The 11635-nt window shown below is 60.1% G+C and carries 12 protein-coding genes; 8 read left to right on the top strand and 4 right to left on the bottom strand.

Annotated elements, in window-relative coordinates; translation table 11 throughout:
* The first annotated feature begins 26 nt into the window (after window positions 1-26).
* The 6 genes from araG (at window position 27) to ACSQ87_RS23815 (ending at window position 7156) form a co-directional block, all read left to right on the top strand.
* Window positions 27-1571 (top strand): L-arabinose ABC transporter ATP-binding protein AraG, encoded by a 1545-nt coding sequence (gene araG / locus ACSQ87_RS23840; protein ID WP_436274514.1) that lies wholly within the window; start codon window positions 27-29, stop codon window positions 1569-1571.
* A gap of 9 nt (window positions 1572-1580) precedes the next feature.
* Window positions 1581-2549 (top strand): L-arabinose ABC transporter permease AraH, encoded by a 969-nt coding sequence (araH, locus tag ACSQ87_RS23835; protein WP_223431892.1) that lies wholly within the window; start codon window positions 1581-1583, stop codon window positions 2547-2549.
* 288 nt (window positions 2550-2837) lie between these two features.
* Entirely contained in the window at window positions 2838-3551 is a 714-nt protein-coding gene (locus ACSQ87_RS23830; RefSeq protein ID WP_008152295.1) for a GntR family transcriptional regulator, read from the top strand.
* Window positions 3548-4546, top strand: a complete 999-nt coding sequence (locus tag ACSQ87_RS23825; RefSeq protein WP_223431891.1) for an ADP-ribosylglycohydrolase family protein — start codon at window positions 3548-3550, stop codon at window positions 4544-4546. The genes ACSQ87_RS23830 and ACSQ87_RS23825 overlap by 4 nt, the downstream gene beginning before the upstream one ends.
* 221 nt (window positions 4547-4767) lie before the next feature.
* Window positions 4768-6234, top strand: coding sequence for a purine-cytosine permease family protein (locus ACSQ87_RS23820; protein ID WP_223431890.1), 1467 nt, complete (start codon window positions 4768-4770; stop codon window positions 6232-6234).
* A complete protein-coding gene (locus ACSQ87_RS23815; RefSeq protein WP_436274513.1) occupies window positions 6227-7156 on the top strand; it encodes a PfkB family carbohydrate kinase in 930 nt (309 codons plus the stop codon). The genes ACSQ87_RS23820 and ACSQ87_RS23815 overlap by 8 nt, the downstream gene beginning before the upstream one ends.
* A gap of 115 nt (window positions 7157-7271) precedes the next feature.
* On the opposite strand, the gene ACSQ87_RS23810 is transcribed toward ACSQ87_RS23815, so the two are convergent.
* From ACSQ87_RS23810 to ACSQ87_RS23800, 3 genes are all read right to left on the bottom strand, one after another.
* Entirely contained in the window at window positions 7272-7652 is a 381-nt protein-coding gene (locus ACSQ87_RS23810) for a Rho termination factor N-terminal domain-containing protein (RefSeq protein WP_150657039.1), read from the bottom strand.
* Between the two features lie 114 nt (window positions 7653-7766).
* Complete coding sequence (locus ACSQ87_RS23805) at window positions 7767-8021, bottom strand: hypothetical protein (RefSeq protein ID WP_223431888.1); 255 nt, start codon at window positions 8019-8021, stop codon at window positions 7767-7769.
* Between the two features lie 102 nt (window positions 8022-8123).
* Window positions 8124-9329 carry an MFS transporter gene (locus ACSQ87_RS23800; protein ID WP_436274512.1) on the bottom strand — a complete coding sequence of 402 codons (1206 nt, stop codon included), beginning with the start codon at window positions 9327-9329 and terminating at the stop codon, window positions 8124-8126.
* A gap of 207 nt (window positions 9330-9536) precedes the next feature.
* Between ACSQ87_RS23800 and ACSQ87_RS23795 the strand changes: the two genes are divergently transcribed.
* The gene (locus ACSQ87_RS23795; protein WP_150657035.1) at window positions 9537-10016 is read left to right on the top strand and encodes a GNAT family N-acetyltransferase; all 480 of its coding nucleotides are present in this window, start codon (window positions 9537-9539) and stop codon (window positions 10014-10016) included.
* On the opposite strand, the gene ACSQ87_RS23790 is transcribed toward ACSQ87_RS23795, so the two are convergent.
* Window positions 10013-10456, bottom strand: coding sequence for a hypothetical protein (locus ACSQ87_RS23790; RefSeq protein ID WP_436274511.1), 444 nt, complete (start codon window positions 10454-10456; stop codon window positions 10013-10015). The two genes, ACSQ87_RS23795 and ACSQ87_RS23790, sit on opposite strands and share 4 nt — an antisense overlap.
* 180 nt (window positions 10457-10636) lie before the next feature.
* Between ACSQ87_RS23790 and ACSQ87_RS23785 the strand changes: the two genes are divergently transcribed.
* Window positions 10637-11629 carry a 2-dehydro-3-deoxygalactonokinase gene (locus ACSQ87_RS23785; RefSeq protein ID WP_436274510.1) on the top strand — a complete coding sequence of 331 codons (993 nt, stop codon included), beginning with the start codon at window positions 10637-10639 and terminating at the stop codon, window positions 11627-11629.
* The last annotated feature ends 6 nt before the right edge of the window (window positions 11630-11635 follow it).

Below are 11635 nucleotides of genomic sequence, written 5' to 3'. Positions count from 1 at the left end.
GCCTGATCTGTGTGAAGAGGTGGGTTATGCACGCGCAAACAACAACACAACAACACACTGCCGGCGGCAGCTTGCGCTTCAACGGGATCGGCAAGACCTTTCCCGGGGTGAAGGCGCTGGATGGCATCAGCTTCGTCGCTCATCCGGGGCAGGTTCACGCCTTGATGGGCGAGAACGGCGCCGGCAAATCGACCCTGCTGAAAATCCTCGGCGGGGCTTACACCCCGAGCAGCGGCGACCTGCAGATCGGCGAGCAGACGAGGGTCTTCAAGTCCACCGCCGACAGCATCGGCAGTGGCGTCGCCGTGATTCATCAAGAGCTGCACCTGGTTCCGGAAATGACCGTGGCAGAGAACCTGTTCCTCGGCCATCTGCCGGCCAGTTTTGGTCTGATCAATCGTGGCGCGTTGCGGCAACAGGCATTGGCCTGCCTCAAAGGCCTGGCCGATGAAATCGATCCGCAAGAGAAAGTCGGGCGCCTGTCCCTCGGTCAGCGGCAATTGGTGGAAATCGCCAAGGCCTTGTCCCGTGGTGCGCATGTGATCGCGTTTGACGAACCGACCAGCAGCCTGTCGGCGCGGGAGATTGATCGTTTGATGGCGATCATCGGTCGCCTGCGCGACGAAGGCAAAGTGGTGCTTTACGTCTCCCACCGCATGGAAGAAGTGTTCCGCATCTGCAACGCGGTGACGGTGTTCAAGGACGGTCGCTTTGTGCGCACGTTCGAGGACATGAGCGAGCTGACTCATGATCAGTTGGTGACCTGCATGGTCGGTCGCGACATTCAGGACATCTACGATTACCGCCACCGTCAGCGTGGCGCGGTGGCGCTCAAGGTCGACGGTTTGCTGGGACCGGGATTGCGTGAGTCGGTGAGTTTCGAGGTGCACAAAGGCGAGATTCTCGGGCTGTTCGGTTTGGTCGGCGCCGGTCGCACCGAGCTGTTCCGCATGCTCAGTGGGCTTGAACGCAATACCGTCGGGCGCCTGGAGTTGCGCGGTCATGAACTGAAGTTGCGTTCACCCCGCGATGCGATTGCCGCCGGGATTCTGCTGTGCCCCGAGGACCGCAAGAAAGAGGGCATCCTGCCGCTCGCCAGCGTCGCCGAGAACATCAACATCAGCGCCCGCGGCGCCCATTCCACCTTCGGTTGCCTGTTGCGTGGCCTGTGGGAGAAGGACAACGCCGACAAGCAGATCAAGGCGCTGAAGGTGAAGACGCCCAACGCGGCGCAGAAAATCATGTACCTGTCCGGCGGTAATCAGCAGAAGGCCATTCTCGGTCGCTGGCTGTCGATGCCGATGAAAGTCCTGTTGCTCGACGAACCGACTCGCGGCATCGACATCGGCGCCAAAGCCGAGATCTACCAGATCATCCACAACCTGGCCGCCAGCGGCATCGCGGTGATCGTGGTCTCCAGCGACCTGATGGAAGTGATGGGTATTTCCGACCGCATCCTGGTGCTCTGCGAAGGCGCGATGCGCGGCGAGTTGTCTCGCGCAGAGGCCAATGAATCCAACCTGCTGCAACTGGCTTTGCCGCGCCAACGCGCTGACGGCGTGGCGAACTGAGAGGTGACTATGACAATCCAAAACAACGCTTTACCCACCCTGCGCAAACCTCTGGACCTGCGGCGCTTTCTCGATGACTGGGTGATGCTGCTGGCGGCCGTCGGGATCTTCGTGCTCTGCACCTTGCTGATCGACAACTTCCTTTCGCCGCTGAACATGCGCGGTCTGGGCCTGGCGATTTCGACGACGGGGATTGCCGCTTGCACCATGTTGTATTGCCTGGCGTCCGGGCACTTCGACTTGTCGGTGGGGTCGGTGATTGCCTGCGCCGGCGTGGTCGCGGCGGTGGTGATGCGCGACACCGACAGCGTGTTTCTCGGTGTGGTGGCGGCGCTGTTCATGGGGCTGATCGTCGGGTTGATCAACGGCATTGTGATCGCGAAGTTGCGGGTCAATGCGTTGATTACCACACTGGCGACCATGCAGATTGTTCGTGGCCTGGCTTACATCTTCGCCAACGGCAAAGCGGTCGGCGTGTCGCAAGAGCAGTTCTTCGTCTTCGGTAATGGCCAGTTGTTGGGTGTGCCGGTGCCGATCCTGATCACCATCGTCTGCTTCCTGTTTTTCGGCTGGTTGCTGAACTACACCACCTACGGGCGCAACACCATGGCCATCGGCGGTAACCAGGAAGCAGCGCTGCTGGCCGGGGTGAACGTTGACCGGACCAAGATCATTATCTTCGCCGTGCACGGGTTGATCGGGGCGTTGGCCGGGGTGATCCTGGCTTCGCGCATGACGTCCGGTCAGCCGATGATTGGCCAGGGTTTTGAGCTGACGGTGATCTCGGCGTGTGTGTTGGGCGGGGTGTCGTTGAGCGGCGGGATCGGCATGATCCGGCATGTGATTGCCGGGGTACTGATTCTGGCGATCATTGAGAATGCGATGAACCTGAAGAATATCGATACGTTTTATCAGTATGTGATTCGGGGTTCGATCTTGTTGCTGGCGGTGGTGATCGACCGACTAAAACAGCGTTGAGATTTAGGGGTGGATTCAAGAACCACCCCTCACCCCAGCCCTCTCCCCATAGGGGAGAGGGGGAAAGGGGGCAGATCTTCAAGCCTTTCAAAACCTGAGTTCGACTTCGACTTCCAGGTCGCAATAAATCCAAAATTCCCCTCGGTCAGCCCCCTCTACCCCTTGGGGAGAGGGTTGGGGTGAGGGGTGGATTCACCTGACACCACACGCCTCCGAACATCCCGCCTCCCGTCACCTACCCAAAATATCCCTTGCCCGCCCAACCCCGTTTCGGTTATCTCTTTGTACATGATTAGACAGGTACGATTTGACAAGAAACAACGGGTGGTCGACGAACTCATCCGGCGCATCGAAAGCGGCCTCATGGAGGACGGCTTTCTGCTGCCGGGCGAGCATCAATTGGCTCAAGAATTCAAAGTCAGCCGCGGCACGCTGCGCGAAGCCCTGGCTGAATTGAAACGGCGCAACTACATCGCGACGCAAAGCGGGGTGGGTTCCATCGTCACCTTCGACGGCGTGGTGCTCGATCAACGCAGCGGCTGGGCCCAGGCCCTGGCCGACAGCGGGGCGCTGATCAATACCGAAGTGCTGCGGCTGGAGGCGGTCACCCGTCCTGACCTGCTGCCACGTTTCGGCACCGACCAATTCATCACCCTCGACCGTCGCCGCCGTTCCAACGAAGGCAAACTGGTCTCCCTTGAACGCTCATTGATGCCCGCCACCGGAGGCCTGGAAAGCCTGCCGCGGGTCGGCCTTATCGACAACTCCCTGACCATCACCCTGGCCGCCTACGGCTATATCGGCGAGCGCGGCGATCAATGGATCGGCGCCGAACCTTTGAACGCCGAAGACGCCGAGCTGCTCGGCCGTCCGGAAGGCACGGTGTTCCTCAAGGCCTTGCGCACCACCTACGACCGGCAAAACCGCTTCATGGAGCAGGTCGAAAGCTTGCTCGATCCGGTGCATTTTCGTCTGCACCTGCAGTTTGGAGAGTCAAAATGACCGCGCTCAACCGTGCTCTTGGCGCGTTCTACGGACTGGCCCTGGGCGATGCTCTGGGCATGCCGACCCAATCCCTGAGCCGTGCCGAGATCAAGGTGCGCTTCGGCGAGATCACTGACCTGGAAGACGCAGGCCCCGATCAACCGATCGCCGCCAACATGCTCAAAGGCTCGATCACCGATGACACCGAACAGGCGATTCTGGTCGGCCAATTGCTGGTTGAAGGCGAGGGCCGGATCGAGCCGTCGGCGCTCGCCCAACGGTTGATCGAATGGGAAGCCGCGATGCAGGCCAAGGGCTCGCAAGACTTGCTCGGCCCTTCGACCAAACGTGCCATCGAGATGATCCTCGCCGGCCACTCGCCGGAAGAAGCGGGGCGCTACGGCACCACCAATGGCGCGGCGATGCGTATCACGCCGATCGGGATCGCGGCGGATGTCGCCAACCCTGAGCGTTTCATCGACGCTGTCGTGCAGGCTTGCCAGGTCACCCACAACACCACGCTGGGCATTTCCAGCGCGGCGGCGGTGGCGGCGGTGGTCTCGGCCGGTATCAACGGCATGGACCTGGGCGACGCGTTGAACCTCGGCCAGCAAATCGCTCAACAAGCTGAAAGCCACGGTTACTGGGTGGCTGGCGGACGCATTGCTTCGCGCATCAGCTGGGCGCGGACCATCAGTGTCGACAGCGACAAGGCGTTGCTGGCGGATTTGATGTACGACGTGATCGGCACTTCGGTGGCTTCACAGGAATCGGTGGTGGTCTCGTTTGCCTTGGCCCAGCAAGTGGCCATTGGTGAAATGAACGCGTTCGAAGCGCTGTGCATGGCCGCGAGCCTTGGCGGCGACACCGACACCATCGCGGCGATTCTTGGCGCCATGCTCGGCGCTTGCCTCGGCCTTGAGAGTTGGCCGGCGGTGATGATCGACAAGGTCAAAACCGTTAACGATCTGGAGCTTGAACCGTTGGTAAAAGGGCTCCTCACCCTGCGCTGACAGCACTGACGCCTTCGCGAGCAAGCCCGCTCCCACAGGTACAGCGTGTACCGTGAGGTTTGCACTATCCCTGTGGGAGCGGGCTTGCTCGCGAAGGGCGCGCCGCGCACTCAAATTCTTTCACTGCAACGGAAAGCACAAACACGGCCAGGATCGCCGGGATGTTATGTCGACTTCCGCAATTGCCCACAACCACAACAAAGGCAACAGGAGCATTTCACATGAGTTCAACAAACGCCGGGCAAAGCGCCGGGCAACTGGAAACCCGTGGCATCGAACCGGTACCGGAAGCGGAGTGCAACGGTCATCCGCTGCAACTGTTCTGGGTCTGGTTTGCTGCCAACATCTCCATCCTCGGCCTGCCGCTGGGCGCGACCCTTGTAGCCTTTCGCGGCTTGGCGATCTGGCAGGCAATCATCGTCGCGATCCTGGGGGCTGCCGGTTCCTTCGCGGTGGTCGGGATCATCTCCATTGCCGGTCGCCGTGGTCGCGCCCCGAGCCTGACGTTGTCGCGAGCGATCTTCGGTGTACGCGGCAACATCGGTCCGACCCTGGTCTCGCTGATGTCGCGTCTGGGCTGGGAAACCGTCAACACCACCACCGCCGCGTTCGTGTTGCTGTCGCTGTGCTCGATCCTGTTCGGCTCGCCGGTGGAAGCCAAAAGCGCACCCGTGCTGACGTTGATCTTCATTGCGATTTTCGTACTGCTGACCCTGTCGGTGTCGGGCCTCGGTCACGCCACCTTGCTGGTGATCCAGAAGTGGGCAACTTACGTATTCGGTGCGCTGAACATCCTGGTCGGCGGCTTCCTCTGCGCCACCATCGACTGGAGCGCGGTGTTCAATGCCACACCGGCACCGCTTAGCGCAATGATCATCGGCGTCGGCACCATGGCCGCTGGCACCGGGATCGGTTGGGCCAACGCTGGTGCCGACATGTCGCGCTACCAGCACCGCAGCGTCAAAGCCGCGCGCCTGGTGGCGTCGGCAGCGTTTGGTGCGGGGATTCCGCTGGTGCTGCTGATCACCCTCGGCGGCCTGCTGTCGGTGGGCAACAATGACCTGGCCTCCGCCACCGACCCGATCATCGCGATCCGCGACATGCTGCCGACCTGGATGGCCGTGCCGTACCTGATCACCGCGTTTGGCGGGTTGCTGCTGTCGAACAACCTGTCGGTGTACTCCGCCGGTTTGACCACGCTGACCCTCGGTTTGAAGGTCAAACGCGTCTACGCGGTGGTGGTGGACATCGTCGCGATCTTCGCCGGTTCGATTTATTTCATGCTGATCGCCGACAGTTTCTACGGCCCGTTCATTACCTTCATTTCGCTGCTGGCCGTGCCGATCACCGCGTGGGTCGGGATCTTTGTCGTCGACTTGATTCACCGTCATTACTACAGCCCCAAAGACCTGCTGGACGTCAGCCCGAGCAGTGCTTACTGGTACAGCGGCGGTGTCGAGTGGCGCGCCTTTGGTGCATGGGCGATGGCGATCGTGCTGGGCTTCAGCTTCACCACCATCGGTACGACCGAACAAACCGTGTGGTTCCGTGGTTTTCTGTCCGACTCCTGGTTGGGCCATAACGGCCTCGGCTGGATCGTGACGTTCCTGGTGGCCGGTGGTATTTATTTTGTACTCGGTGGCGCCAAGGATCGCCGCGCCGCGTTGACCGAGAACGCTCATGCCTAGATTGCTGCACACCGGCCAGGTCATGATCGACCTGGTCATGGCCGTGGATAAACTGCCGCATTCGGGCGGCGACGTGCTGGCGCAATCCGCCAGTTTCGAGGCTGGCGGCGGCTTTAATGTGATGGCTGCCGCCCAGCGTAATGGCTTGCCGGTTGTCTATCTCGGGCGTCACGGAACCGGGCGTTTCGGTGATCTTGCCCGTGAGGCGATGAAGGCTGAAGGCATTCGGATCGGCATCACTCACCGCGCCGAACGGGATACGGGATTGTGCGTCGCGTTGACCGAAGCGTCAGCCGAACGCAGTTTCATTTCCTATATCGGTGCCGAAGGTGAGCTGACTGCCGAGGATCTGGCCAGCGTGCCGGCCGAGGCGGGGGACTATGTCTACGTCAGCGGCTACAGCCTGCTGCATGGCGGCAAGGCCCAGGCGTTGGTGGATTGGGTGCTGGATTTGCCGCGAGGGATCAACGTGGTGTTCGATCCGGGCCCGCTGGTGGATTCGCCGGATGAGCCGTTGATGCAAGCCTTGCTGGCGCGCATCGATCTGTGGACCAGCAACAGTGTCGAGGCGTTGAAGTTTACCGGTGCATCGGACATTGGCGAGGCGTTGAACCGGTTGGCCGATCATCTGCCGGCTGACGTGTTGATGGTGGTTCGTGACGGCCCGCAAGGGTGCTGGATCAGCCAGCGTGGAGACCGCCAGCATGTGCCGGGTTTCAAGGTTGAGGCGGTGGACAGCAATGGTGCGGGGGATGCGCATGCCGGAGTATTTGTGGCCGGGTTGGCGCGAGGACTGTCGGCGAGTGAGGCGGCGCGGCGGGCTAATGCGGCGGCTGCGTTGGCGGTCACTCGATGGGGGCCGGCGACTTCGCCGGGGACTAGCGAGGTGGATGAGTTAATCCGCAAGACCTTTACCGCTTGATCTATCGCCTTCGCGAGCAAGCCCGCTCCCACACTGGATCTGAGTCGTATACAAAACCAATGTGGGAGCGGGCTTGCTCGCGAAGGCGGCATCCAATTCAACACAAATCCTGACCTTACCCAGCCTTGCGCAACGCCTCGATCAACTCCTGCTTGCGCATGCTCGACCGTCCCGGAATCTTCTTCGCCCGGGCTTCTTTCATCAAACTGTCGACGGTCTGGGTCTCGCGCGAAGCCTTGCTGTTTCGCGAATGACCTTCGCGGCTGGCCACCGCACGACGAGCTGATTCCTGGCGATCTTGCGACTTGGCACTCGCCGGTTTCTTGCGTCCGGACCCACCTTTGCGCTCACCGCCACCCGACTGCTTGTTCACAGTCGCCCAGGCTCGGGCTTCGGCTTCTTCTTTCGAGACACCCTTGTGCTCGTAGCTCTCTTCGATGTGTTCGGCCTTGCGTTTCTGCTCGGCGGTGTATTTGTCTTTGCTTCCACGAGGCATGGAATTTCTCCTTGCTTGAGGTGGGTATCCGTAGGAGCTGCCGCAGGCTGTGATCTTTTGATCGTTGAGAAGCCAAAGGCAAAAGATCGCAACCTGCGGCAAGCGCCTACACGGTTAAACGTCCAGCTTGCGCGCCGCCTCCACCCCAGCGGCACTGAGTCTGATCGGCAAACTCAATGAATGCTCACCCGCTTCGTTGCAGATCACATGACCATGCTGGATCAATCCACGATCCTGCAGCGTGGCGAGGGTGCTGGCCACGACTCTCTCCCCCCGGTAATTGTCCAGGACCTCTTTGCCCAAACCGCTTGGATGGGCATGCAGCAGACGGGTCAGGACTTCTTTCTCAAGGTTTTTATCGGCGTTCATGGTTACCTCTTCATGGATGTGGATAGGTCCATTTAATTAGAGTCCTTATCTGATATTGGTCCGCCCCCGATTTGGATTGGTGCCTGATGAACGACGAACGGTTTAGGCCTGCTGCAAGGCTTTGACGGTAACGGCCCGACGCCAGATCAGACGACCGACACTGATCAGCCAATTCAGCACAGCAACCGCCAATACCGTGAGCAACAGCGTTGCCATCCCCTGTTCCACGATGATTTTCCCGGCCAGCAACGGAAAGCCAAACACGCCGATGAAATAGGACAGGCTGAACAGCAGCAAGGATTGCGCGGTGGTGCCGTGCGGTGCCTCGTTGGCCGCCAGGCCGTTGATCACCGAATAGGTCAGACCGTAACCGACCCCGAGCATCACCGCCGCCAGCACGTAGCTGAACCCGTCGTCGACGACAAACCCGAACATCAGGATCGAGCCCATCATCAAGCCCGACAACAGGCAGGACGCCCGGAACGGGTCGCGCTTGACCACGAAACCGACGATCAGCATGCGGCTGCTGATCGCTGCGCTCATGAAGCCGAGGAAGAACAGTGAATAGTCGAGTGAACGCGCGGCGGCGTAGCTGGTTTGAAAACTCGACAGACCGCCGAAAACGCAACCGCCAAGGCCGACCATGATGATCGGAAACACCGCTCTGGACGACAGCACTTGCGCCGCTGCACGCCAGGAAATTCGTGACACCGCTGCCGAGTGGCCCGGCGCTTTTTTCAGCTGCGAATCCAACCGCCAGAACAGCAACACGCCAATCAGGCTGGCCAGCGCCGCGAGGTAAAACGCCGCGGTGATCGGATAGCCGAAGGCACTGGCAGCGCGGCCTAACAAGGGACCGCTGCCGATCCCGGTCATCATGCTGCCCGACAACAGCGCAAAGTTTTTCGCGCGTTGGGCAGGCGTTACCAGACTCGCCACGATGATCGGCCCGAGGGTGTAGAACACGCCCCAACCCAGCCCCAGCAATAGCCCGAAAAATAACAGCAGATTGCCGAACCCTGGCGCCAGGGCGAAGCCCAGGCTGGCGGCCACCAGCAAAATGCCGAACAGCGCAATCGAGCGCGCCGCGCCGAGCAAATCGGACAAGTGCCCGGAGACGATCACCGCTGCAAACGTACTGAGCATCGCCGCCGAAATCACACTGCCGGCATCGTGCTCGTTGCCGCCGCGGGAACCGATCAACAGCGACAGCAAAAAGGTCGAGCCATAGGACAGCGACAGCAAATAGCTGGCCAGGCAAAACAGGCCGAACAACCTGCTTGAGACTTGGGGTGTTGCGCTAGGCATGACGCGGTTCCTTGACCGATAGGAGAGAGCTTCATCTATCTATCACGCAAGGCGTCGATGTCAGGTATGTGGTTATCGATTTCAGGGTTAGTGTTGGCCGGAGTAAAGCCTTCAGCAGACGCCACGGATGACGTTTTGATTTCATATGTGACGAGCGCCGTTTGCCGCCTTAGTATGGCGTTTTCAACTTTTGACGAAGGCACGTCCATGACGATCGAGATCCGCCCGGCGACCCCGAGCGATGCACCGCAAATCCTCGGGTTCATCACTGAACTGGCCGACTACGAACGTGCCCGCCACGAAGTCATCGCCAGCGTCGCCGACATCGAGCGCAGCCTGTTCAGCGAAGGCGCCACCGCCCACGGTCTGATCTGCCTGCGCGACGGCTCGCCGATCGGTTTCGCGGTGTTTTTCTTCAGCTATTCCACGTGGCTCGGCAGCAACTGCCTGTACCTTGAAGACCTCTACATCACCCCTGATCAGCGTGGCGGCGGCGCAGGTAAAACCTTGCTGCGTCACCTGGCAAAAATCGCCTGCGCCAATGATTGCGGTCGCTTTGAGTGGAGCGTGCTGGACTGGAACAAACCGGCGATCGAGTTCTACAAGTCGTTGGGTGCGCAGCCGCAGGAAGAGTGGGTGCGGTATCGGATGGACGGGGCGGTGTTGCGAGAGTTTGCCGAGGGCTAGTCACTGTCCTCCCAGTTACCGTTGATCATGCCGTCGAGTGTTTTGCTGACGCTGATCTTGAAAACCCCGGCCTTCTCTTCATCGAAGGCCGCTCTCCACGCAGCGTATCCCTGATTGAAATCCGGAATTTCTGCAGTTTCCCCTACTCGGTGGGTGATGCTGCGTTCCAGGGCTTTTGCCTGGAAGGGCAGGTGAGGCATGTCGTTGAACTCATTGCCTGTCACCGGATTGATCATCCGAAAGCCGTCGACCCTGATGTGAACGACCTTGCCCAGTTTCGGATAATTTTCGATTTTCAGGATCGTCAGTGTCGATCCATCCTCGCCCGGCCGGTTTTTGTAGGCCCAGATATCACCGACCTTCAAGTCTTTCGATGCGCTGAATGCCGCCATGGACCAGAGCACGCCGCATAACAGCAGAGCCTTTGAAGCAATCTTCATTTTTCTTCCTTGAGTGGGTGTACGGCTGCAATGGCCCGGCATTTTAAAACGTCGCCGTAGAAAAACTTGTCACACTTGTAAATCCCATAATATGGGAGTGATATTTATATATTGAGATTTTCATGCGTCCGGGTTTATAGTCCAGCTCACTCACTGCCAATAAACAAAACAGGTGAAGCGATGCTGGCGCAATTGATCGCGCTCGATTGGGGGACAACCTCATTACGTGCTTACAAACTCGCCGCGGGTGGCCAGGTGCTCGAACAGCGTTCGCTGTCGTCGGGAATCATGCAACTGCCCAGGACGCCGCGAATGATCGCGGGTCAGGAATGTGCCGACGGTTTTGAACTGGCCTTTGACGAGGCCTGCGGTGACTGGCTCGACGCGCAGCCCGATTTGCCGGTGATTGCTTGCGGCATGGTCGGCAGCGCACAAGGTTGGCGTGAAGCGGCTTACCGCGATACGCCGGCGAACGTCGCCAATCTCGGAATCTCCCTACAAACGGTTCGCAGTCTTCGCGGTGTCGATGTGCACATCGTGCCGGGCGTGATTCAGCGGTCTCGTTTGCCAAACGTGATGCGCGGCGAAGAAACCCAAGTGCTCGGCGTGCTGCACAATCTGCCGGGCGAGGCGGGCAACGATCTGTTGATCGGCCTGCCGGGCAGTCATTCGAAGTGGGTGGAAGTGGCCGACGGCTGCATCGTGCATTTCGATACCTTCATGACCGGCGAAGTCTTTGCCGTGCTCAGCGAGCACAGCATTCTGGGGCGCACCCAGCAAAAGGGTGCGTCCTTCGATGGCCACGCCTTTGATCGTGGTGTGCAAGTGGCCTTGTCGGCGGATGGCGAGATCGGGCCGTTGTCGACATTGTTCAGTGCCCGCAGCCTCGGGTTGACTGGCGAACTCAGCGCCACCGCCCAACCGGATTACTTGTCCGGTCTGTTGATCGGCCATGAGCTGTCAGCGTTGGCGAGTGTTCAGCGACGCCGACGCAACAGCGTTCATCTGCCGGCGATCATCCTCATCGGAAACTCCCAACTCTGTGCCCGCTACAGCCGGGCGCTCGACGTCTGTGGTTTTGCCCGGGTGACCCTGGCCGAACAAGCCACCGAACGCGGCTTATGGCAGTTGGCGGTTGCCGCCGGACTGATCAAACCACACTCATCCCGTTAAACCTGA

Origin of the sequence: Pseudomonas sp. LjRoot277, assembly GCF_964253845.1 — a bacterium.
Classification (GTDB): domain Bacteria; phylum Pseudomonadota; class Gammaproteobacteria; order Pseudomonadales; family Pseudomonadaceae; genus Aquipseudomonas.
The sequence above is the reverse complement of the archived record's forward strand: the minus strand, read 5'-3'. Positions and strand labels throughout refer to the sequence as shown.